General features: G+C 64.6%; 22 protein-coding genes. 8 read left to right on the top strand and 14 right to left on the bottom strand.

Annotated features, from left to right (window positions below):
* The first annotated feature begins 36 nt into the window (after nt 1-36).
* From PEP31012_RS19470 to PEP31012_RS19460, 3 genes are all read left to right on the top strand, one after another.
* On the top strand, nt 37-807 hold the full coding sequence (locus PEP31012_RS19470) for an ABC transporter permease (RefSeq protein WP_150591055.1): 771 nt from the start codon (nt 37-39) through the stop codon (nt 805-807).
* Between the two features lie 71 nt (nt 808-878).
* Entirely contained in the window at nt 879-1,646 is a 768-nt protein-coding gene (locus tag PEP31012_RS19465) for an ABC transporter ATP-binding protein (protein ID WP_150591054.1), read from the top strand.
* A 30-nt stretch (nt 1,647-1,676) separates the two neighbouring features.
* Nucleotides 1,677-3,005, top strand: a complete 1,329-nt coding sequence (locus PEP31012_RS19460) for an NAD(P)/FAD-dependent oxidoreductase (protein ID WP_150590950.1) — start codon at nt 1,677-1,679, stop codon at nt 3,003-3,005.
* A 25-nt stretch (nt 3,006-3,030) separates the two neighbouring features.
* On the opposite strand, the gene PEP31012_RS19455 is transcribed toward PEP31012_RS19460, so the two are convergent.
* The 9 genes from PEP31012_RS19455 to PEP31012_RS19415 all read right to left on the bottom strand — a co-directional run bounded on the left by PEP31012_RS19455 (nt 3,031) and on the right by PEP31012_RS19415 (nt 12,101).
* A complete protein-coding gene (locus PEP31012_RS19455; protein WP_150590949.1) occupies nt 3,031-4,428 on the bottom strand; it encodes an amino acid permease in 1,398 nt (465 codons plus the stop codon).
* Between the two features lie 30 nt (nt 4,429-4,458).
* Entirely contained in the window at nt 4,459-5,820 is a 1,362-nt protein-coding gene (locus PEP31012_RS19450; protein WP_150590948.1) for a porin, read from the bottom strand.
* A gap of 6 nt (nt 5,821-5,826) precedes the next feature.
* On the bottom strand, nt 5,827-6,732 hold the full coding sequence (locus tag PEP31012_RS19445; protein ID WP_150590947.1) for a dihydrodipicolinate synthase family protein: 906 nt from the start codon (nt 6,730-6,732) through the stop codon (nt 5,827-5,829).
* A gap of 136 nt (nt 6,733-6,868) precedes the next feature.
* Entirely contained in the window at nt 6,869-7,813 is a 945-nt protein-coding gene (locus PEP31012_RS19440) for an alpha/beta hydrolase (RefSeq protein ID WP_150590946.1), read from the bottom strand.
* Nucleotides 7,813-8,676: an ABC transporter ATP-binding protein gene (locus PEP31012_RS19435; RefSeq protein ID WP_150590945.1), complete on the bottom strand. Its 864-nt coding sequence runs from the start codon at nt 8,674-8,676 to the stop codon at nt 7,813-7,815. The genes PEP31012_RS19440 and PEP31012_RS19435 overlap by 1 nt, the downstream gene beginning before the upstream one ends.
* The gene (locus PEP31012_RS19430) at nt 8,673-9,416 is read right to left on the bottom strand and encodes an ABC transporter permease (protein WP_150549924.1); all 744 of its coding nucleotides are present in this window, start codon (nt 9,414-9,416) and stop codon (nt 8,673-8,675) included. Before PEP31012_RS19430 ends, PEP31012_RS19435 begins: the two co-directional genes overlap by 4 nt.
* Nucleotides 9,417-9,444: 28 nt before the next feature.
* A complete protein-coding gene (locus tag PEP31012_RS19425) occupies nt 9,445-10,002 on the bottom strand; it encodes a VOC family protein (RefSeq protein ID WP_150590944.1) in 558 nt (185 codons plus the stop codon).
* Nucleotides 10,003-10,036: 34 nt separating this feature from the next.
* A complete protein-coding gene (locus tag PEP31012_RS19420) occupies nt 10,037-11,107 on the bottom strand; it encodes an ABC transporter substrate-binding protein (protein ID WP_150590943.1) in 1,071 nt (356 codons plus the stop codon).
* Between the two features lie 37 nt (nt 11,108-11,144).
* Nucleotides 11,145-12,101, bottom strand: a complete 957-nt coding sequence (locus tag PEP31012_RS19415) for a fumarylacetoacetate hydrolase family protein (protein ID WP_150590942.1) — start codon at nt 12,099-12,101, stop codon at nt 11,145-11,147.
* Nucleotides 12,102-12,261: 160 nt separating this feature from the next.
* Between PEP31012_RS19415 and PEP31012_RS19410 the strand changes: the two genes are divergently transcribed.
* Entirely contained in the window at nt 12,262-13,245 is a 984-nt protein-coding gene (locus tag PEP31012_RS19410) for a 2-hydroxyacid dehydrogenase (RefSeq protein ID WP_246171388.1), read from the top strand.
* Nucleotides 13,246-13,381: 136 nt separating this feature from the next.
* On the opposite strand, the gene PEP31012_RS19405 is transcribed toward PEP31012_RS19410, so the two are convergent.
* The 3 genes from PEP31012_RS19405 to PEP31012_RS19395 form a co-directional block, all read right to left on the bottom strand.
* Nucleotides 13,382-15,184 carry an LVIVD repeat-containing protein gene (locus PEP31012_RS19405; RefSeq protein ID WP_150590940.1) on the bottom strand — a complete coding sequence of 601 codons (1,803 nt, stop codon included), beginning with the start codon at nt 15,182-15,184 and terminating at the stop codon, nt 13,382-13,384.
* 81 nt (nt 15,185-15,265) lie between these two features.
* Nucleotides 15,266-16,315, bottom strand: coding sequence for a porin (locus PEP31012_RS19400; protein WP_150590939.1), 1,050 nt, complete (start codon nt 16,313-16,315; stop codon nt 15,266-15,268).
* Nucleotides 16,316-16,600: 285 nt separating this feature from the next.
* Entirely contained in the window at nt 16,601-17,068 is a 468-nt protein-coding gene (locus tag PEP31012_RS19395; RefSeq protein WP_246171387.1) for a VOC family protein, read from the bottom strand.
* A gap of 253 nt (nt 17,069-17,321) precedes the next feature.
* On the opposite strand from PEP31012_RS19395, the gene PEP31012_RS19390 reads away from it, so the two are divergent.
* The 4 genes from PEP31012_RS19390 to PEP31012_RS19375 all read left to right on the top strand — a co-directional run bounded on the left by PEP31012_RS19390 (nt 17,322) and on the right by PEP31012_RS19375 (nt 20,512).
* Complete coding sequence (locus PEP31012_RS19390; protein WP_150590938.1) at nt 17,322-17,975, top strand: GntR family transcriptional regulator; 654 nt, start codon at nt 17,322-17,324, stop codon at nt 17,973-17,975.
* 424 nt (nt 17,976-18,399) lie between these two features.
* Nucleotides 18,400-18,903 carry an inclusion body family protein gene (locus tag PEP31012_RS19385; protein ID WP_150590937.1) on the top strand — a complete coding sequence of 168 codons (504 nt, stop codon included), beginning with the start codon at nt 18,400-18,402 and terminating at the stop codon, nt 18,901-18,903.
* Between the two features lie 79 nt (nt 18,904-18,982).
* Nucleotides 18,983-19,525, top strand: coding sequence for an AidA/PixA family protein (locus PEP31012_RS19380; RefSeq protein ID WP_174978318.1), 543 nt, complete (start codon nt 18,983-18,985; stop codon nt 19,523-19,525).
* 147 nt (nt 19,526-19,672) lie between these two features.
* Nucleotides 19,673-20,512 carry a bifunctional allantoicase/(S)-ureidoglycine aminohydrolase gene (locus PEP31012_RS19375; RefSeq protein ID WP_150590935.1) on the top strand — a complete coding sequence of 280 codons (840 nt, stop codon included), beginning with the start codon at nt 19,673-19,675 and terminating at the stop codon, nt 20,510-20,512.
* 108 nt (nt 20,513-20,620) lie between these two features.
* On the opposite strand, the gene PEP31012_RS19370 is transcribed toward PEP31012_RS19375, so the two are convergent.
* Together PEP31012_RS19370 and PEP31012_RS19365 are read right to left on the bottom strand one after the other, a co-directional pair.
* The gene (locus PEP31012_RS19370; protein ID WP_150590934.1) at nt 20,621-21,511 is read right to left on the bottom strand and encodes a LysR substrate-binding domain-containing protein; all 891 of its coding nucleotides are present in this window, start codon (nt 21,509-21,511) and stop codon (nt 20,621-20,623) included.
* Between the two features lie 59 nt (nt 21,512-21,570).
* Nucleotides 21,571-23,121 carry a gamma-glutamyltransferase family protein gene (locus tag PEP31012_RS19365; protein WP_150591052.1) on the bottom strand — a complete coding sequence of 517 codons (1,551 nt, stop codon included), beginning with the start codon at nt 23,119-23,121 and terminating at the stop codon, nt 21,571-21,573.
* Nucleotides 23,122-23,203: the final 82 nt, after the last annotated feature.

Below are 23,203 nucleotides of genomic sequence, written 5' to 3'. Positions count from 1 at the left end.
GTCCATCGCGGTGCCGGCGCACGCTCGAGGAGTCTGATTGTGAGTCATCATCAACCGTCCCGCGCCACGCTGCTGGCTGTGGGGTTTGTGTCCGTGGTCGTCTTCCTGCTTGCTTGGGAAGCGGCCTGCCGCAGCGGGATCGTCGACCCCCTGTTCCTGCCTCCCCCGTCGGCCGTCGGCGGGCGCATCGTTTCCATGTTGTCCGACGGTACGCTGCTCGCGAACGTGCTCGCCTCTGCCCGTCGCGTGATGACGGGCTTCATTGCCGCGACCGTGGTGGCCATTCCGCTGGGGATCGTGCTCGGCACGTCGAGCTACGCCCGCGCGGCGTTCGACCCGATTCTGTCGTTCCTGCGACCGCTGCCTTCGATGAGCTGGATTCCGCTCTCCCTACTGTGGTTCGGCATCTCGGAGACGCAGAAGTACAGCATCGTGTTCATGGGGACGTTCGCCCCGGCGCTCGTCTATGTCATCGAAGCCACGCGCAATGTCGATCCGCTGCTCATCCGCGCCGCGAAGAACCTGGGGGCAAGCAACGCGCAGGTCATGCGAGAGGTGATCCTGCCCGCGAGTCTGCCGCAGATTCTCAGCGGGATGAAGATCATTCTCGGCCTGTCCTGGACGTGCGTGATCTCCGCCGAACTTGTTGCCGCGCGCGAGGGATTGGGCTTTCTCATCATGAACGGCAAGGAGTTCTTCCAGACGGAAGTGGTCGTGCTCGGCATGGTGATGATCAGCGTCACCGTGCTGGTGACGGATATCGTATTTCGCGCCATCGAGCGCAAGGTATTGAGGTGGCAGGCATGAACGACCGAATCGATTCCCACGTGGGGGCGGCGCACACGTCCGGTGCCGCGTCAGCAAGCCACGCCGAGACCATGATCGCCATCGATGGCGTGTCGAAGCGTTACGGCGATTTTCAGGCACTCGAGCGCGTGGACATGAATATCGCCCGCGGCGAGTTCGTGGTGCTGCTCGGGGCATCGGGCTGCGGCAAGTCGACGCTGCTCAACCTCATCACGGGCTTCGATGCCCCGACAACCGGGCACATCCGCGTGAACGGCCGCGAGGTCAAGGGCATCGACCCGCATTGCGGCATGGTTTTCCAGCAGTACGCGCTGTTCCCCTGGCTGAGCGTGCTCGATAACGTGGCGTTCGGCCTGAAGATGAAGGGCATCGACAAGGCGACCCGCTACGCCACGGCACGACGCTTCATCGAGATGGTTGGACTGAAGGGCTTCGAGGATCGCTATCCGAAGGCGCTCTCGGGCGGGATGCGTCAACGCGTGTCGATCGCCCGTGTGCTCGCGAACGACCCGGACGTGATTCTGCTCGACGAGCCGTTTGCCGCACTCGATGCGATGACGCGTCAGGTGCTGCAGGAAGAGTTGCTCCAGATCTATCAGAAGAGCGGCAAGACCATCGTCTTCATCACGCACTCCATTGATGAAGCCCTGATGCTGTCGACGCGCATGGTGATCATGAGCGCGCGGCCGGGGCGGGTGGCCTGCGACCTGCCGAATGATCTACCGATGCCGCGCGACGCCCAGGTTCAGCTCTCACCGCGCTACAACGAACTCAAGTCGCAAATCTGGAACACCGTGCAAACCGAAGTCATGCGCAGCCTGGAAAGCCAGGCCGCATAACGCTCGGCAAGCCCCCGTCCTTCTATCGTCATGTCCAATCAAGTCACTTCCTCCCGCGACGCGCGGAACACTTCCCCGGCTTATCAGGCGGGGGCCGGCTGGAACGCCCTGCTGCCGGCGCGCATGCCGCATACGCAGCCGCCCATCGCCCGCAGCTTCGACGTCATCGTCATCGGTGCGGGGTTTACCGGACTGGCCGCCGCACGGCGCGTCGCGGAACTGCGTCCCGAGGCGTCGGTGCTTGTGATCGACGCCACCACGGTCGGCAATGGTTCCGCAGGCCGCAATTCGGGCTTTCTCATCAACCTCCCGCACAACACGGGCATGGGCGGGCACGGCAGCCCCATGGAGGTCGCGCGCAAGCAGATCCGGCTTTATGACATCGGCCTGAAGTGGCTGCATGAACTCGTCACCACACATGGCATCGACTGCGACTGGAACCCGGTCGGCAAGTACCACGCGGCCGCCACGCCCGATGGTGAGCAGCGCCTGCGCGACACGCTCGCACAGTATCGCGAATGGGGGGTGCCTTACCGGGAACTGTCGCGCGATGCCCTGCAAAGCGAGATCGGCACCGACTATTACGGCTACGGCTATCACTCGGACAACAATGTCTTCGTGCAGCCTGCCGCGCTCGTGCGCGGTCTGGCAGATAGCCTGCCCGCCAACGTCCGGCTGTGGGAAAACGAGCCTGTCATGTCGCTCGACGGCACCGGCCCCTTCACCGTGACGACGGCGCGCACGCAGCTGAGGGCAGCGCAAGTCATCGTCGCGAACAACGGCTTCGCGCGCAAGCTCGGTCTGGCGCGCGACCGCGTCTTCACGATCTACACGTACGCGGCCATGACCCAGGTGCTGCCCGCCGACGAGTTGGCCAAGCTCGGCCCCGCGCGCGAATGGGGCGTGATCCCGGCCAATCGGCTCGGCACGACGCTGCGCAAGACCCACGGCGGCCGTTTTGTCGTGCGCAGCGCCTATTCGTACGAGAAGGAACGTCCGATGGCCGAGGTGAGCGCCATGCTCACCGACGCGTATCGGCGTCGCTATCCTCAGATGGACTCGCACAAGTTCGCGTTTGTCTGGGGCGGTGTGACGGCGCTCACTCGCAATGGTGCGCTCTACTTCGGCGAGATCCGCAAGGGCCTGTTCGCCTCGCTCGGTTGCAATGGCGCGGGAGTGCTCAAGGGCAGCATGTTCGGCAAGCTGCTCGGCGAGATGGCCTGCGGCCAGCAGTCGCCCGAACTCGCCGATGCGCTGGGGTTCGAGCGGCCGACGTGGCTGCCGCCCGAGCCGATCCGACGCGTGGCGATCCTCTGCGCGATTCACTATCAGAAGCACCGCGCCGGACGGGAACGGTAAGCCGACGCACAACGGCGGTCGCGGCTTATTGCGTCTGCGCCGCCGCCACGTCCGCGCGCCGGCGATACCACACCGCATAAATCACCGACAGCGCCACGACAAACGGCACGCCGTAGACCAGCGTCAGGCGGAATTCGTCGGTGAAATAGGTAGTCACGAGTGTCGCCAGCATGAGCAGCGCGCCCGCCAGGCTCGCATACGGATAACCCCACATGCGAAAGCTCAGCTTCGACGCCTCATGCGCACGGCGGAAGTACAGGTGCGTGACGAAGATCATCAGCCACGTAAACATCGCGCCGAACATCGACACGGACATCATCAGCGTGAACGACGCCTTCGGCACGAACACGTTGAGCGCGACCGCCAACCCAATGCCGATGGTCGAGAGCATGAGCGCCGCGACCGGTACGCCGTTGCGACTCACCTCGCCGAACCGGCGCGGCGCGTACCCGGCCCGCGACAGACTGAACATCATCCGCGTGGTGATGTAGAGCTGACTGTTCATCGCGGAGAGCGCGGCCACCAGAATCACCAGGTTGATCACCCCCGCCGCCCCCGGTATGTGCGTCGCGGCCATCACCTTGACGAACGGGCTGCCATCTTCCCCCGCGGCATTCCACGGCACGATGGCAAGCGTCAGCGCAAGCGTCAGCAAGTAGAAGAACACCAGACGGAACATCGTCGCCCGGAAAGCGCGCGTGATCGCCCGTTGCGGGTCCTGCGCCTCGCCGGCCGCCACGGCGATCATCTCGATACTCAGATAGCTGAAGATCGACACGATCACCGCGACCCACATGCCCCACGCCCCCTTCGGGAAGAATCCGCCGTGCGACGTGTAGTTGGCCAACCCGATGCCGCTGTCCACCGGCGCCCGAAACACCACGTAGGCACCGAGGATCAGGAACACGACGATGGCCGCGATCTTGAGCATCGAGAACCCATACTCGACCGCGCCGAACACCTTCACACTCGCCGCGTTGATGCCGATCAGTCCGGCAGAAAAGCCGACGATCCAATACCAGCCGGGCACCGCCGGAAACCAGTACTTCATGTAGACAGCGATCGCCGTGACCTCGGTACCGACCGCAAACACGATCGACGACCAATACCCGTAACGCACCAGGAAGCCGGCCAGCGGTCCGATGTAGTGCTCCGCATAGGCGCCGAACGACCCGGAGGTCGGGTGCGCCACGGTCATCTCCGCCAGACACCCCATCAGCAGCAGCGCAATCAGGCCGCCAATCGCATAGCTCACCAGCACGCTCGGTCCGGCAAAGCCGATGGCGAACGCACTGCCCAGGAAGAGGCCCGTGCCAATCGCACCGCCAATGGCAATCATCGACAATTGCCCGCTGCTCAGGCCGCGATGCAGCCCCTTTTCTCGCTCGACAATGCTGTCGAAGCCCGCTTGTGTCGTCTTCAATTTCGTCTCCTGTGAGTCGGATGGTGGTGTTTAAAAGCTGTGTTCGATGCCGAAGCCGATGCCTCGGTAATGCGCGCCCGGCGGTGCGCTTGCGCCCGTCGCGCCCGCGCTGAGCGTCGGGCGCGGCGACACGCCATAGCTGCCCCAGGCGCGATTGATGACCTGGTAATAGGCGACGTACACGTCGGTGCGCCGCGAAAAGTCGTAGCGGTAACCGAGATTGAGCTGCGTCGCGCCGAGCCCGTCGGTACTGCACGACGCCCCGCCCGTGCGTGAACACGCGCCGTTCATCGCGTAGCCCCCGCCGAGCCAGACCGAATGACGTCCGCCGCCAAACCAGTGCTGGACCATGGCGTAGAAGGCATCACGCCGGTAGCGGTTGAGATTGCCGGCGGTACCGTCGTTCGTGCGGTAGGTCAGCCGGTCCCAGCCCGCGACCCACTTGGTTTGCGCATAGGTGAAGACGATCAGCAGCTTGTGCGCGTCGTCGCGCGAGCCGGTGGCACGCGAGCCGGCATTGGACGGATTGGCCGACGACGGCGAGCCTAGCCACGCCAGCCCGAAGTAGTCCTTGTGCAGCGCGTACGCATAACGCACGCGCAGCGGGCCGTTCAGGTACTCCAGTCCGGCGCCGAACACCTGTGGCGAGATCTCGCCCGCCGGTGTGACGACCTTGCTGTTGGACGGCGAGTACGAGAACCGCAGATGCAGCCCCGCCCACGTCGGTGTCCAGTACTGAAGGCTGTTGCCCTGCCGACGATTGAACGTGGCATCGGCCGGACTGCCCAGGCGCCCCGATTGCGTCGTCGTGTTCGGCACGTTGAAACCGGGATTGCTCAGGATCGTGCTCAGGTCACCGGTGTATGGATTGCGCACCGGCGAGCCGACCGCGAGCGTCGACCATTGATATGGCGTGTCCCAGTTGCCCAGAAACGCCGTGCCGAACGGCCCGGCCAGGCCCACATTCGTATTGCGTCCCGCGATGCTGCCCGTCGATTTGCCGTCGAGCGCGACGGGCGTCTCGATCTGCCAGATCGCGGCATACCCGCCACCAAGATCCTCCTTGCCGCGCATGCCGAAGTACGAAATGCTCGACAGCATGCGCGCGCCGTTCGCTGTCGGCGCATGGATCGCCCCCGACGGCGCCTGGGTCGGACGCGGCGCAGACGCGCTCGCCTGACGCCCGCTCACGCTGACCCAGTCGGTCATCGGCGTGAGGTGGCCGTAGACTTGCACCTGGGCGTATGTCGCCTCGCAAGCGCCCAGACCCAGCGCCAGCGTGAGCCCCAATGCCGCCGCCCGCCTCGTGCCCGCAATCCCCGCCTGGGCCCGTGCCGCGCCCGCACACGGCCAGCCGCGACGTGACCCGGGATACCGCAACGTGCCGCGCATGTCGGCTTACCCTGCCAACGTAAAACCGCAAGCGGCCAACTGCGCATGCAGCCGCGCGTGTTGGTCGCTCGTCAGTGGCGTGAGCGGCGCGCGCACGCGTGCCCACGTGGGATCGTCGCGATGCGACGCCAGCACCGCCTTGAGCGCTGGAATCATCGGGAACGACTGCACGATGCCGCGAACGACGTCCGCCTGCGCCTGGAGCGCCGCACCGGAGTCTCCCGCCCACTCGCGACACAACCGCCCGATCATGGGCGCATTGATGTTGACCGTCGCGGAAATGCAGCCCTTCGCGCCCTTGGCCGACGCACGCGACACCAACGACTCCGACGCTGGAAAGATGCCGAATCCCGGGAAGGCGTCGAGCATCGCATTCAGGTGATTCCAGTCACCCGAGCTGTCCTTGATGCCCGCTACCGTCTGTGGGAAGTTGCGCCTGAGCCGCTCGATCACCGGTAGCGTGATGGGCACGCCCGAGAGCGCCGGGATGTGATAGAGGTACAGCCGCAAACGCGCATCGTTCACCTGATCGATCACACGCGCGTAGTAGTCATACAAGCCGTCGTCGGTGACGCCTTTGTAGAAGAACGGCGGCAGCATGAGTACCCCCGCGCAGCCGCGCTCGACTGCATGCCGCGTGAGCGTAACGGTCTCGGGCAACGAGCAGCAGCCGGTGCCGGGCAGCATGCGCCGCACGTCGAGACCGTTGTCGACCAGGTGATCGAGCAACGCCATGCGTTCGCCGGCGTCGAGAGAATTCGCTTCGCTGTTCGTACCAAACGGGGCCAGGCCCACGTCGTGTGAAAGCAACCATTCGCAATGCGCGAGAAAACGGGGGGCATCCGGCGTCATATCCGCCTGAAACGGCGTGACGACGGGCGCAAACGCCCCGGTCAATTCGTGATCGACCATGACAGTTCCTAAAGGGAGGGAGAGATGAACGGCGCTGCCTGTGCCAAGCGCCGCCGATTTGCCGCTGATCCGCCGCTGATTCGATCAACGGCTCACGGGCTCACCGGCGCAACGACGCAGGCAGGCGCGGACCGCATCAGGGCGATGGGTCGATGTCGTGCAGGAATTGCAGGATTTCGCGACCGAGCGACTCGTCGCCGGAATCGAGGTGCGCAACCACCGACGTATGGTTGTGATCGCGCACCTGGACGAAACGCGACGCCCGCCGGTCGCGCAGGGACAGCCGATGACAGAACTCGAGCGCATAGGTGTCGAGATGGGGATTCTCGAACTCCGCCACGACGGTCATCAGGGGCACCGGCATGGCTTCGGCATGCGCCATCGGCGCGTCGGCCTCGTGGCGCGCCGGCGCTTCGCCGTAATACGCCACCACCCCAGGCGCGTTCGGATTGTCGGGTAGCACGTCCGCACGCAGTCGTGCGCTGATGAGCACGGCTCCCGCCACCTCGGGCTGCGCCGGCCGCACCCGCGGGTCGCACAGATAGCTGGCGACGTGCGAGCCGCCGGCCGAATGGCCGATCAACAGCATGCGCTTCACGTCGGCCCCGCCCTCGCCGGCATACTCGCCAATGTGCTCGCGCACCCAGCGCACGGCGGCGCCCACGTCGTGCGCGCCGCCCGGAAACGGCGCCTCGGGCGCGAGCCGATACTCCACGTTGACCGCCACGCAACCGTGACGCGCGAAATACCGGGGCACGTTGCCGTAGATCTGCGCATTGGCGTTCATGTCACCGCGAACGAACCCGCCGCCATGCACGAAGATGACGACGGGTGCCGTCCCGAGTGGACGCGACGCCGGCCGATAGACGTCAAGCCGATGTCGCGCATGCGGGCCATACGCCAGATCACGCACAACGGTGTACGCGTCGGTCGACGCCTGCGCGAGCAGCGGCGTGTAGGTCTCCAGCACGAGGCGCCGTCCGGCAGCGATATCATCGGCCCAGCGCGGGCCCAGCGCGCGCATCCGTGCCCGCGCGCTCGCCCATCCGTCCAGGGTCGCCGCCATCGTCTGCCCGGTCATCAATAGACCCCCATCAATTGTGAGAGTTGTGCGACATACCCGGCGTAACGTGGGTGCTGCTTGATCGTCTGCGGCGAGCGCGGACGCGGCAGATCGATCACGACTTCCTGCTGGACCTTTCCCGGACGCGCCGACATAACGATCACGCGATCCGACAGGAACACCGCCTCCTCGATGCTGTGCGTGACGAGCAACACCGTTTGCCGATGCTCCTGCCAGATGCGCAGCAGTTCGACGTTCAGGTTGTCGCGCGTGAGGGCGTCGAGCGCGCCGAACGGCTCGTCCATGAGCAGCACTTTCGGTTCGAGCGCCAGGATCTGGCCGATCGAGGCGCGCTGGCGCATGCCGCCGGACAACTCATGCGGATGATGATCGGCGAACTGGGCCAGCCCCAGCATCTCCAGCAGCGCCGCCACGCGCGGCTCGCTCTTGGCTTTCGGAATCTTGCGCAGGCTCGTGCCGAGCAGCAGGTTTTGCCGCACGGTGAGCCACGGCAGCATATTGCTCGTCTGGAACACCACGCCGATCTCGGGAACCGGCCGCGTCACGCGCTGACCCGCCACACGCACCTCGCCGCCGTCGTGCGGCACGAGGCCGGCAACGATGCGCAGCAGCGTGCTCTTGCCGCAACCGCTCGCGCCGAGAATCGACACGAACTCGCGATCCGCAATCGACAGTGAAACGTCGTCGAGAATCCTCACCGGCGCAGCTTTGCGTTGCTTGGCGGCGAAAGTCTTGTCGATGTGGCGCACTTCGATCATCGCGTCCTGAACCTGCGCAGCGCCCGCCGGCGCCGATTCCGTGTCGCCGGCGAGTCGCGACGGCGCAGGAAACGGCGTCACCGTATTCGTCAAGATAGTCATACGTTGATCCCTCGCCACCAGACAAAGCGCGCCAGACGCTCGATGACCCAGTAGAGCACCACCGCCAGCAGCGTCACCATGAGAATGGCCGCGAACATCACGTCAGTGCGTGCCGCCGCCGACGCGAACACGATCAGATGCCCCAGCCCCGCTTCCGAGCCGATGAACTCGCCGACGATGGCGCCAATCACCGCAAGCGGCATGGCGATCTTCAGGCCATCGGCGAACGCGGGCAGCGCGGCCGGCAGGTACAGGCGCCAGAAGGTGTCCCACGGGCTCGCACCCAACGCGCGGAAATGCTCGTCGAGGTTGCGCGCGACACTGGCGAGTCCGCCCATCGTCGCCACGACGACCGGGAAGAATGCGAACAGGAAGGTCGACGCCAGTTTCGACGCAAAGCCATACCCGAACCACACGATCATCAGCGGCGCGAGCGCAATCTTCGGCATGCTCTGCAAGGCGGTGACGAGCGGGTAGAGCGTGCGACGCGCAAACGCGCTGTAGCTGATGACGACGCCGATCACGAGCCCGCCCGCCACCGCTGCCACGAAGCCGGTCAGCACTTCGACCGTCGTGACCCAGGTGTCGTCCAGCATCTGCGGATGCACTTCCCAGGCGGCGCGAAAGATCGCCGACGGTGGTGGCATCAGGTACGACTGCACCTTGAAGTACGTCACGGCCAATTCCCACAGGGCGAGCAGCACGCCCCAAAATACGATCGTCTGTGCGATGCGTTTCATTCGTTGTCTCCTCCGGAATCTCGGGTGGCTAGGTCTTGCCGCCCGACTTGTCCTTGACCATGCCCGGCGGGGGCGGCACGACAAAGCGTTCGAAGCGGAAGCGGTCGAAGCTCTCGATGGAGCGCTCCCACACCTTCGCTTCATACGGGTGGTCGTCGTCGATCTGCGTCATCTCGCAGTACAGCTCGACGTTGTTGCCGTCCGGGTCCTTGAACACGAGGAAATAGTTCGCACCCGGCCCGTGGCGCCCGATCCCGCGCACGATCTCGACATCATGAGCGCGCAGAACCGCCACGGCTTGCTCCATCTCCTCGACACTCTCGACGAGGTAGGAGAAGTGCTCCATGCCGGGACGGCTGTAACGTGGCAGATCGTCGATGTCCGGCGAATCCTTCGGAATTTGCGACAGCGCCAGGTCGTGGTGATCGCTGCCCGCGCGCAGAAAGACCATCTGGTCGCCGATCCAGTCGGACACCGTCAGGCCGAGCACGTCGGTGTAGAACTTCGCCGACTTCTGGATATCGCGCACCACCAGCACCAGGTGGCCAAGGCGCTTCGGATTGAGCTTGGGTTTGAGGCTTGTCATCTCGATTCCTTGCATGGCGTCGGTTGCACCACCGTCATTCGACGAACTGGTTGGTATAAAGATCGGTGGCCTTGATCGCAGGCGGCAGGTTGAAGGCGTCGCGAACGAACTTGGCGGTCGCCGTCATGCGCGACACCAGCAGCCAGCCCGGCTTGTGCCCCTGCGTCTCGCGGTCGGTCTCCAGCGCGCCGATCTGTCGAATTTGCTCGACGATGACCTGCTTGTCGAGCATGGGGTATTGCGACACGATCACGCCCGCCGAGGCGTCCGGATGCTCGCGCATCCAGGCATAGCCCCGATAGGTAGCCTGCACGAAGCGGCGCACCACGTCCGGCTTCTGCGCGATCATCGTCTCGGTCGTGACGATGCCGTTGCCGACCATGTCGAGCCCGAAGTCGCGATACCGCAGCGCCCCGATCTCGCGCCCCTGCTTCGCCGCGAGCGACTTGAGCACCGGCAGGTTCGCCCCTTCCCAGCATTCGGTCAGATCGACGCGCCCTTGCAGGAACGACGGATTGATCGTCGACGGGTCGAGCCGCAACAGCTTGACCGCCGTCGGCGGCAGGCCGTTGGCCTTGAGCCAGGCCGGCACAATGTTCTGCAACGGCGACGCCCCGCCACCGCCCATCGACAGTCCCTTGAGGTCTGCGGGCTTCGCAATGGTCCGCCCCGGTTTGACGAGGTAGCAGATCGCGCCGGGCCAGACCGCGTTGATCGCGCCGACCATCTTCGTCTTGCCGCCTTGCGCCCGATTGAGCATCACGCTGATCGGATCTCCGTAACCGAATTCGAACAGGCCCTGGTCGACTTCATTGACGGTGCGTTGCCCGCCATGGCCGACAATCGCCGAGACCTCCAGTCCCGCTTCGCGGTAAAAGCCCTCGTGGATGGCGACGAGCACGCCGCCGGTGCTGCCCTGCGGCAGCCATGAGAGGTTGAACTTGACCTTCTCCTGCGCGGCGGCCGGCGTCGGCCACATCGCGCCCGCACCGATTGCACCGATTGCACCGATCGCACTGACCGCCCCCAGCGCGCCGGTCACACCGATCGATCCGGCACACGCCAGCACCGTCCACCACCGCCTTGCCCACTGCCACTGCTCCATTGCCGCCTCCTCCTGGCCGCTACCCGAGCGACCGTTGTTATCGATGCTGCGCCACGACGCGGTTCTCGATGGTGCCAATGCCCTCGATGCCCGCCACCATCACGTCGCCCGCCTTGAGATACACGCCACGCCCCATACCCACACCGGTCGGCGTGCCCGTGGCGATCAGGTCGCCGGGCTTGAGCGTGAGAATGCCGGACAGGTAGGCGATCTGCTCCGCAATGTTGAAGATCATCCCCGCCGTCGTGTCGTTTTGCATCGTTTCGCCGTTCACCGACAGCGTCATGCGCAGTTGCTGGGGATCGCGAATGACCTCGCGCGGCACAAACCACGGCCCCAGAGGTGCGAAGGTATCGAAACTCTTGCCGCGAAACCAGTCGTGCGTGAACGGATAGTCGGTGCGGCGGTTCAGATCGCGCGCGCTGACATCGTTGATGACCGTGTAGCCCGCGATCCACTCATGCGCCTGCTCGACCGGAATGTGGCGTCCCGGACGGCCGATGACGACCGCCAGCTCTACCTCCCAGTCCACGCGCTGCGCATGCGGCGGCAGCACGACGTCCGTGCCGGTCGCCGTCACGCTCGTCTCCGCCTTCATGAACATGTACGGCGAGCTCTCGCTGCGCGGCGCGAGCTTCGTGCCCATTTCAGCCGCGTGTTCGTAATAGTTCGAGGCCGTCGCGAAGATGCGGCCCGGCTGATAAGGCACGCACAGGCGATAGGCATCGCTTGCCAGCGCGCCGACCTTCGCCGGTACGCCCGCGTCCAACGCACGGTGCACGGCGGCGTTGATCGTTTCGCCGTGCACATACCAGTCCGAGAGCAGCGCGGTCAGATCGTGCGCCGCCAGCAGCGCGTCGTCCATGTCCGTGCCCACGTGGCGCAGCACAGCCTCCAGATCGTACAAGTGCCCGTGTTGCACGAGCGCCGTACGCCGCGCGGCAACGGCGCCCGGCGCCAGCGATTCATAAGTTGCAAGTCCAAACCAGGTCACACCTTCCTCCTTGTCTTCCCTCAGGGAACCGACGTCGCGCGTTGCGCATCGGTCGTTTTATTGATTGCCATGTGAAGATACAATACATAGCATATGTATACATAGCAACTGATTTGTATTTTATTTTCCTATCCAAACGATCCTTACGATGAAGGCCGCCATGAACGATGCTTCGCCACTCCTCTCCCTCATCCCGCTTGCGCCGATCACCCGCTCACGATTGATCGCCGCAGGCTTGCGTCTGCACGAGATCGACGCCGGCAGCGAGACTGTCGATCGGGCCGACGCCATCCGCCTCATGTCCAATGCGTCCAACGTTCGCTTCGTGCTCACCAATGGCACGACAGGCCTCACGGCCGTGCAGATGGACGCGCTACCGCGGCTCGAACTCGTCTGCGCCTTCGGAGCGGGTTACGAGAACATCGACGTCGCCGCCGCCACCGCACGTGGCATCGCCGTCGCGCACGCGCCCAACACCAACGGCGAGACCGTCGCCGATCACGCCCTGGCGCTCATGCTCGCCACCGCGCGCGGCCTCATCACGCTCGACCGCGCCGTGAAGGCCGGCGGTTGGGCGAAACACCGCGCACCGCGCCCGACATTGCATGGCGCGCGACTCGGCATCGTCGGCCTCGGTCACATCGGTCACGCGATTGCGACGCGTGCCGAAGGCTTCGGCATGTCCGTCAGCTATCACACACGCACGCCGCGCCACGACTGCCGCTGGCGACATGTCAGTGACATCGGCGCCTTGGCCGATGCGAGCGACTTCCTCGTGCTCGCCTGTCCGGGCGGCGCCGCCACGCATCACCTCGTGAGCGCCGATGTGCTGGCGCGGCTCGGCGCGGACGGATTTCTTGTCAACGTGTCGCGCGGCAGCGTCGTCGATACCGTGGCCCTGATCGAAGCGCTGTGCGACGGCGTGATTGCGGGTGCGGCGCTCGACGTCTTCGAGCACGAGCCCGAGGTGCCGTCGGCATTGCGCATGCTGGAGAACGTTGTGCTGACGCCGCATGTCTCGGGACGCTCGCCGGCCGCCTTGCATGCACAGATCGACGCGCTGCTCGCCAGCCTTCACGCCCATCTCATGGGCACGCCGCTGGCGGCCCCCGTCAATACGGTGGCGCGGCACATCGCGCGATAATGCGTTCAGGTAAAAAAAAGAAGCGGGCAACCAGGAGACCTTCGGGGGTTGCCCGCCTCAACACTTCACGCTTTGGAGGCCCTGTGAAGTCGTGAGCGTCGACGGCACGACGTGTCGTGCCGCCTTGACGCTGTGCTTACCGTGCCGGCCAGGGTTTCGCCGGCTCGCCCATCACGGGCTCACCCAGCAACGGGCTCGACAGCGCGTAGGCGCCGTTCTCGGTGAAGGCCCACATGATGTTGCGGTCGTACTCGGTGTACATCGCGAACACCCCCTTGCCCAGCGTGTAGACGGGCAATTCGGTCTCGTCGGCCAGCCCCGGCACGAAGTAGCCCGCAATGCGCGGCTTGGCCGGATCCTTCACGTCGAAGATCTGCACGCCCGCGTTGTAGAACGAATACGGCACGATGCCCTGGCGCCATGTGCCCGGCTGGCCGATCGAGTTCGAGCGCTTCGGACCGAAGTTGCCGCCGCGCTGGCAGAAGCTGGTGAACGGCGCGCCTTCGGGGACCTCGGGCTCGGGCAGCTTTGCCGCAACCTTCATCTTGGCGGGGTTGCGCGCGTCGACCACGAAGATGTCCTTGTACGGCTCATAGCAGTCGCGGTTCATCGGGTAGCCGCTGGTCAACACATACCCCGTGCGCTCGTACTGGCTCACGTCCGCGTTGTCGTACTCGGTGCCCGCGAAGCTCGGTGCCGTATTGACGTTGCCCAGCACCTTCGGATGGGCCGGATCGGACAAGTCGAACGACCACAGCCCCAGACCGCCCATCGCGCCGAAGCCCACCTTGCCGCCCTGCTCCAGCGGCTTGGGCAGGAAGATCGGCATGCGCGAGCCCATCCACGAGGTACGGTTGCCCGCCCGCGGATTCTGCAAATAGGCCTGCTCGTGCGCCGCATTGCCGAGAATCTGCCCCGGCACCGAAATCTGCGAGACGAACTTCGGATTGGCCGGGTTCGACATATCCCACACCTGATAGCCCGGCGAGTAGAGATAGTTGGGATATTCGGTGAGCGCGTAGCTGTCGTCCGGGGCGGACGAGAGGATCATGTACTTGCCACCGTAGAACTCCGGCGAATCGAGCGAGCCCGAGCCTTGCTGCTGCCCGACCGGTGCGTTCGGATGCTGATAGTCGGTCGTGCGCGTGGCGATGAGCTTCCAGTCGGACGGCAAGGGGCCATTCATCTCGAAGACCTTGAAACCCTTGAGCGAGTTGTAGTGGCGTTGCGCGGCCACCTTGTCCGGCTGCTTCGACTTGTCGGTCATCAACCCGTAGCGGCCGATTTCGAACGATGCCACGAGGATCGGCTTGCGCAGCGCCTTGTTCCACACGATGGTGGCGCCGCCCAGGTAGCCATGCACGTTGTTCGGATCGAACTTCTCGCTCGATCCCTTCGGCCCCCACACGCCGCCGGTCGCATACACCACCTTGCCATGCGCGGGATCGGTCACATCCATGATGCGCAGGTAGTCGCGATCGTGAATGTAGAGATAACGCTTGCCGTTGAAGTCGGCGATGTTGTTCCACGCGTGGAACGGCGAATTGACGCCCGGGTAGAACGCCAGCACCTTCACGTTCTTCGTGTAGCTTTTCTTGTCCCACGAGGTCAGTTCGCCGGGAAAGCGCTGACCGGTGTGGACTTCCGGTGTGGCCTTCGGCCAGATGAACTTGCCCGTTGCCGGATCCATGCCGTAATCGACACCCGCCTTGAGCGGTTTTGGCTCGCGATCCGGCGTGAGGCGCAACCATCCCGCCAGGTACGGATCCTTGACGTTCGGCGCACCGGGCGTACCGGTGGGCTGTGCGTCAGACGGCGTGGCCGCGGGAGCCGCCGGCGCGCTTTCCGGCGCCGACGCGTGGGCCGCGAGCGCCATCGTGAGCGCCGCGAGCACCGCAGTGGCGCTCAACGAAACGCCGAGTGTCTGCTTGCGAAACATGTCTTCCTCCTTCGTCTCAAAAATCGTCCCGCCGGCGCGTCAGTCAGGCGCTGGCGGCGTGATATCACTGATCCGAACGCGTCAGAACGCGTGGCGGATGCCGAACTGCACGCCCGACGGGTTCTGCGTGCCGGTCGGCGTGACCTGGAACGTCACCGGGTAATGCACCGACGTGTTGTTGCTGTGCTGTACGCGGGCATAGGTGGCGTAAAGCGTGGTGCGCTTGGACAGGCCGTACATGTAACCGATCACGAAGCCGTTGCCGTTCGAGAGCGCCTTGTTGTCGTCGTCCTGGCGATGGACAAAGCTCGCGTAGAAGCGATGACGGTCGGTCAGCGCATACCGCACACCGGCCTGAATGTCCCAGCCGCGCACGTTGAATGCGACATACGGCGGGTACGCGTAGTAGCCGTTGTACGTGTGATAGATCAGGGTCGGCTCGACGCTGCCGAACTTGTAGGTGGCCGAGAAGTAGTTGTCGCGCGACGAGTGGATCTGGCTCGACGAGTAGATGTCGCGCGTGTATTGCAACTCGCTGACGGCGCCCAGGAAGATGCCGCCGTTGCGGTAATCGAGGCCGGCTGAATAGAAGCGGCCCGAGCGCGTGCCATCGCCGACACCGGTCGTGGCCATGAAGCGGCCCATCAGCCCATGCCAGCGTGGCGTGTTGTACTGAATGGAGTTATCGACGCGGTACGACGCGTAGAAGAACTCCATGTTGTTGACCATACTGAAGTCCGCCGCCCAGCTCGGATCGGCGTAGCCGGCGATCCAATACGACGGCGTGAATTGACGGCCCAGCGACACTTCGCCCCACGCCCCCTTCAGGCCGACGAACGACTGGCGCGCCTGCGCCGATTGCGTGCCGTTCGCGGCCGAGAACATGGGCTCATACGTGAAGAATGCGCGGTTGCCGCCGCCCAGGTCCTCGAACCCGCTCAGATTGAAGCGAGAGTTGTTCAGCCCGCCGCTCGAGACCCGCGCGACCTTGCCGCCATTGGCCCCCGATCCCCACAACTGCTCGATGTTCATGTCCACGTACCCCGAAAGCGTCACGCCCCCGGTGGATTGCGCGTACGCACCGCTCTGCATTGCGCCCAGCAACAATGCACACAACACTCGCTTCTTCATGCTGTCTCCTGAGTTTTCTCGTTTTCGTCGCGGCGCCCCTGATTGGGTGTCTGCCGCCCGCGCTACATGTATACAATCAGTCGAATTATTATACATAGCAAAGAAATTGAATTTCTACTGCTATTTGTTTATACAAACGTCCGATTTTTTTATAGCGGGTTACCCCGGATGGTCGCTGACGTGTGAACCGTGCGATCCGTGCGGACTGGCCGCCGCCGGCGCGAAGCGTCCGGCGGGCAGAGGCAAGCGTTGTGGCGCGTGACGCCGCGCGCGAACGGTGCGATTTCAGAGTCCCGTGCGATCGGCTTGCAGCCCTTCGTGACGCAGCGCCGGCGCGTTGTCCTTGCCGGTGCCGTCCTTCGAGGCGCCTCCCCAGCCGTGGGCGGTCACATCGAAGATCACGCCATTCGGATCGAAGAACTTCACTTCATAGAAAATGTTGCTCTTCACCGGCACTTCGCCCATGTAGTAGCGGCCCCCGGCAGCTTCGATCTTCGCTCGCGTGGTCGCGACATCCTCGACCCAGATGCCGATGTGATGCAGCCCGACATACTCGCGGCCACGATCGCCGGCGGCTTCATCGTTCTTGTAGTTGAGCAACGCCAGGTTGATGACGCCATCCGACAGATAAACGCCCCGGGCGAGCGACGAGTCCGTCTCGCCCACTTTCTTGAAATCGAACGCCTGCATATAGAACTCCGCCGCCTTCCACGGATCGGGCACCGAGAGCGCAATGTGACGCAGTTTGGCCATGATGAGATGTCTCCTTCGAGTTGAGGTGTCGACGCTTGTCGGACCATCCGACAAGCGCTCATGTATACTATCTCAGCAAATTGCATCCAAAAACGTATTTTTGGATGCAATAACGCCAACCCCCTGTGCTTTCCATCAGAGAATGCCCTCGCGAATGACGCCTCCAGACATAATCGCCACGGAAAATACTCGTATAATCGCCATGTATACAATCGGTTCAGAAAGACACATCCACGGAGCGAGATAGACAAGCATGGCCGAAACCATTGCCGCACGAATCTGCCGGGTGTTGACGGGCGAGATCATCGACGGACGCCTGCCGCCGGGACAGAAGCTGGAGGAAGTTGCGCTGGCCGAGCGCTTCAAGGCGTCGCGTACGCCCATTCGCGAAGCGCTGCGCGAACTCAACGCACGCGGTCTCATTGAACTCACCCCGCACAAGGGCGGCGTCGTCGCGAGCATCAGCGTCGACGACCTGTCCGACATGCTCGAAGCGATGTGCGAACTCGACGCCCTGTGCTGCCGCCTGAGCGCCCAGCGCATGAGCGCGATGCAGAAGAAGCAGCTCGAGATGATTCACCTGCAGAGCAAGCAGTGCATGGACGCGGGCGACGAAGCGGGCTACCTCGCCCTGAACCGCGAGTTCCATCAGTTGCTGAGCGCAGGCACGCAGAACAAGACGTTGATGGCGTTGATCGACAGTCACCGCGAGCGTCTGGCGCCCTTTCGCGCCGCGCAAGCCGATGTCGAAGAACGCTTCACGGTATCGTTCGACGAGCATGAGCGCGTCGTCGAGGCCGTGCTCGCCGCCGATGCCGAAGCCGCCTACAACGCCATGCGCAGCCACACGGCGAGGCTGAGCATTCATGTGCTCGAACGCCTGCAACACAGCCGTAAGCTAACCTAAGCACCGCCGGATCGTCTCGCCGCTTCCAGGCCGGCGTCGTTCGCACGACCGGCCCGCACTTTTCCGATGGTGTCGCCTCGCGCACGTCCCTCACGTCCCCCACGTCCCCCACGTCCCTCACGTCCCTCACGTCCCCACGCCTCCCACGCCTCGCGATCGCGCGCGATGATTTCTGGTCGTACCGCTCCAATTCGGCGATTGGTGCGCACGCGCTGCGCCGCGCAACGCCAGTTGCGGCGCCGCTCGGTCAGCAAATGTCACTCATAAGGCGCACCCCTCGCGAGGTTGAACATTGCCTCCGCCGTTTCTAGGCTCCATCGGTGAAGCGCGTTCCCGCGTTTCGCGCGCGGCCCACAGGCCGCTGGCTCGCAGACCGCCATCGCCCGATGGACGGCATTCAACTCAGCCTTTCGTGGAGAAACACATGTCGCAAATTACCGATGTGCTGGTCAGCATCGACACCAAGACGATCGTCGACCGGTATGGCAAGAACTCCAGCATGGCGAATCCGCCAGTCATCGACTTCAAACACGTCTTCATGATCGTAGCGCAGGGCAATGTGGTGAGCGGACAGGCAGGCGGCGAGCTGGACGTCGCCGCCACGGTCGGGGACGTCATTCGCTGGCGCGAATGCTCCCTGTCGCTCGGCTTCGAGCAATCGTGCATCTTCTACAAGTTCATCGGCAACCAGGGCAACGACCTGATCTCGCCACCCTCGCCGCGTGAAGCGGAGGTCACGATCCCGGTGCCGAATCCGCCCGATCCGACGCATCCGAAGAAGCAAACGTGTTCGAACTACTTCTGGTCGTGCGAGACGCTCAAGACCGGACGCGTCACCTATCACTTCCAGTTCATGATCCTCGATCGCAGCGGCAATCTGTGCGGCTGCTACCAGTGGGACCCGTTCATTACCATTCGCAACCATTGACGAACGCCGGGCCGCGACCCACGACGCGCCAGCACGGGCGCCCGATCGCGGCCGCTCCGGCCCACGGCAAGGAATGCCCATGTCCGACGCACACACTTCCGACGGCGACGGCGAACGCCGCGCGATCATCGACATCCTGCTGGTCATCGATACGGTGACACTGCTCGACCGGCACCCCGACGCGGCTGACGCCGCCAAAGCGACCGACGTGCCCGTGAGCGTCGACGCCCACGACTGCTATGGACTCGCGCCGGATAGCGCTGCACTCGATGGCGTCAACGCGGCGCCATGGCGTGTCGCCGTTCGCACCGGCGACGGTTTGCGCCTGCGCTGGACGCCGCTCGCCATGCGTGGCGAACACGCCGTGCTGCTCCAGCTATCCCTCAATGACGAGACAACGCTGAGCGGCCTGCAATTGCACTTGCGTGAGCACGCCACGCGCTACGCGCCGCAGTCTGGTTCACTACAGACGCCCGTCACGCGCGACGCCCCGGACGCCTTTTGGCAAGCCGATGTCGTGGGCAGTGGCACGGCCGCACTGACCATCGACGCCATCGTCACGGACCGCGATGCCAACGTGCTCGGCCGCTTGCGCTGGCCGATGCGCCTGGTCGTGCCCTGAGCGTCCGGCTTCCATTCAAAAAACGAATGCCACGCATTTCGATATTTAATTTGTCGATGGATGGCCGGTTCGCTATCTTGTGCATCTTTCCCGATGGTTTCGCCCCCACGAAACTCCGCGACCCGATCGACACAGGAGCCATCAATCATGTCGAAGACTACGTATTACGCGCCGCAGGGCGGGCATCCGGGCCAAACGGAGCTGCTCACCGACCGCGCCATGTTCACCGAGGCGTATGCCGTCATTCCCAAGGGCGTGATGCGCGACATCGTCACGAGCCATCTGCCGTTCTGGGACAACACGCGTCTGTGGGTGCTGGCCCGTCCGCTTTCGGGCTTCGCCGAGACGTTCGCGCAATACATCATGGAAGTCGGTGCCGGCGGCGGCAGTGACAAGCCCGAGCAGGACGAGAAGGCCGAGGGCGTGCTGTTCGTCGTCGAAGGGGAGATCACGGTGACGATCGAGGGCAAGGCAAACCGCCTCACCCCGGGCGGCTATGCATTCCTTCCGCCCGCGACCGACTGGCAAGTGCGCAACCACAGCCAGAGCCCCGCCCGCTTCCACTGGATTCGCAAGCACTATCAAGCCGTGGCGGGCTTGCCGGCACCCGAGCCGTTCGTGAAGAACGAGCAGGACGTCGAACCGATTCCGATGCCGGGCACGGACGGCCGCTGGGTGACGACGCGCTTCGTCGACATCCAGGACATGCGCCACGACATGCATGTGAACATCGTGACGTTCCAACCCGGCGGCGTGATTCCGTTCGCGGAAACCCACGTGATGGAGCACGGCTTGTATGTGCTCGAGGGCAAAGCCGTCTATCGCCTGAATCAGGATTGGGTGGAAGTCGAGGCCGGTGACTTCATGTGGCTGCGCGCCTTCTGCCCGCAGGCCTGCTACGCAGGCGGCCCCGGCCCGTTCCGTTACTTGCTGTACAAGGACGTGAACCGTCACATGAACCTGACGCTGGGCGCCCAGCTGAAATAGGTGCCGTAGCAGGTGCTGGAACAAGCGCCGAAGTCGGCGTCTCGGTTGCGCGCCCGTTAGCGCGCATCCCCCGCACGCATCGCCTTCACGTATCTCCGCGTGCGTCGCTCACTTCGTCGCGCGCGGCTTCGCCGCCAGCATCCCCACGAGCACTTTGGCAAGCGCCATCACCATGGCGTCCGCCGCCGGCCGGTGAAAGATCGCCAGCTCGAAGGCGTCCACGACCGGCAGCCCTTGCGCCCGGCCAAGCACCGCATGCCGCGGCAGCACGGCGCGCGGTGGCACCAGACTGATGCCCATCCCGTCGGCCACCGCCCCCTGAATGCCGCTCAGGCTGGAACTGGTGAAACTGATGCGCCAGTCGCGCCCCATCGTCTCGAGCGCCTGAATCATGTCGTCGCGATATAACCCGCGCGCAGGAAACGTCACGAGCGGCACCGGATCGCATCCGAACGACGGATGCGCTGCGCTGTCGATCCACGCCAGTTTCTCGGGGCGGCTCGCCACCGATTCGCGACTGCCGCGACGCTGCTTGACCAGCACGAGATCGAGTTCGCCACGATCGTAGCTGGCGAGCAGATCACGGCTCAGGCCACTCATGACTTCGAGCTTGACCTGCGGATACTGGCGGTTGAAACGGGCGAGGACCTGCGTCGTGGCGCCCGTCGCGAAATCCTCCGGCACGCCCAGCCGCACCGTCACGACCACCACCGCCCCCGAGAGCGCCTCGAACATCTGGTCGTTGAGTGCGAGCATCTGACGCGCATGACCGAGCAGACGTTCGCCTGCATCGGTGGCATGGATGTCGCGATTGCCGCGCTCTAGCAACTTGTGCCCGACCAGGTCTTCGAGACGCCGCACCTTCTGGCTCACGGTGGATTGTGTCGAATGCAGGCGGGCTGCCGCCGTCGTGAAGCTGCCGCAATCGGCCACCATGATGATCGCGCGCAGCAGATCCAGATCGAAGAGCGGGCGATTCGATTTTGCACTGCCAGCCATGTGAAGTATTTACATTGCCAATGGATGTCAGCACTTGTATCACGCGCGACAACCGACCGTCAAAGCCCCAGTGCCCGGCCGTCGCTGCGGGGGTCATGCGCACCGCTCATTTGCCCCTGCGCCCCAAGGCGAATCGCGCCGGGATGCCCCGCCAACTGGCTCTGCGGCGGCAGCTCGCTCATCTCATGCCCACGCGCCGCCAATGCCGCGAACACCCCGGCGCCGGCGTCCTGTTCGAGCTTGAGGCTGTCGCGGCCGTCGGAGAAGGTCCTGCCGAGCAGGAAGCGCGGCCGTCCCAGCGCGGTGAGCGGATCCATCTCGTAATCGATCAGGCGGGTGAGCACGGCGGCCAACGTCTGCGGTTGCCCGTCGGCGCCTTGCGTGCCGTAGAGCAGTTGCGGGCGGCCCTGCTTGAGGTACATCCCTGGATTGAGCGTATGGAACGGACGCTTGCCACCGCGCAGCACGTTCGGGCTCCGGGCATCGAGACTGAACGATGCCCCCCGGTTGTGCCACAGCACACCGGTGTCCCCGAGCACCACGCCGCTGCCCCAGTCGAAGTAGACTGTCTGCAACATGCTCACGCAGTTGCCCTGGGCGTCCGCCGCGCCGATGTACACCGTGTCGCCGGTCTTGAACACGTGCGGCCACGGCATGGCGCGATCCATGCGGATGCTGCGGGCGTGCGCGTCGAGATGCGCGCTCGCCAACAGGCGATCCACCGGGACATCGACGAAATCGGGATCGGCGACATAGCGATTGCGGTCGATGAATGCGAGCTTCACCGCCTCGACCAGCACGTGGTAGTAGTCGGCGCTGCCCTCGGGCATCGACTTCAGATCGAAGCGATCGAGAATGCCCATGATCTCCAGCGTGGTTACCCCCTGCGTCGGCGGACGCAGCCCGAGCAACTCACCGTCGCGATACGCCACGCGCAGCGGCACTTCCTCGCGCGCCTGCGCCCTCGACAAATCGTCGGCGCGCAGCGGTGAGCCGACTTGCTTCAGACCCGCCGCGATGCGACCGGCCAGATCGCCTTCGTAGAACTCGCGCCCGCCGTGGGTGGCGATACGATCGAGGCTGCGCGCCAACGCGGGTTGATAAAAGCGCTCGCCCGGCTGCGGAATGCGGCCATTCGGCATGAAGACCGAGGCAAATCCTTCCCAGCCGGCCAGCTCGCCCGCACGGAACGTCTGCCAGAAGTGTTGCGACGCCGTGACCGGAAAGCCGTTCGCTGCATATTCGGTGGCGCGCGAGAACAACGAGGACCACGACTGTTGCCCACCCCATTGCTGGCGACTGATCTCGAATGCCTTGTCCCAGATGGCGACCGTCGCCGCCGTGGTGAGCGCCGCCAGCGGACCTCGCACGGGGATGGCACCGCGATAGGCAGGCACCTGCGCGGCGGCTTGTCCAATGCCCGACAGCGTGCGCACGTTGCCGTGCCGGTCGCTGATGACCATGAAGGCATCACCGCCCAGGCCGGTGAAATGCGGATACGTCACGCTCAGCACGGCGCCGATGGCAATCGCGGCTTCGATGGCGTTGCCGCCCGCGCGAAGGACGTCGAGCCCCGCCTCGCTCGCGAGCGCATGCGGACTGGTGACCATGCCGCGCGTCGATTGCGCGAGACGCGGGCCGCCGTCGGCGCGCGCGTCGGTGTGGGCCGCGTTTGCGGCTTGGGCGGCGTCG

Source organism: Pandoraea eparura, from assembly GCF_902459725.1.
GTDB lineage: Bacteria > Pseudomonadota > Gammaproteobacteria > Burkholderiales > Burkholderiaceae > Pandoraea > Pandoraea eparura.
The sequence above is the reverse complement of the archived record's forward strand: the minus strand, read 5'-3'. Positions and strand labels throughout refer to the sequence as shown.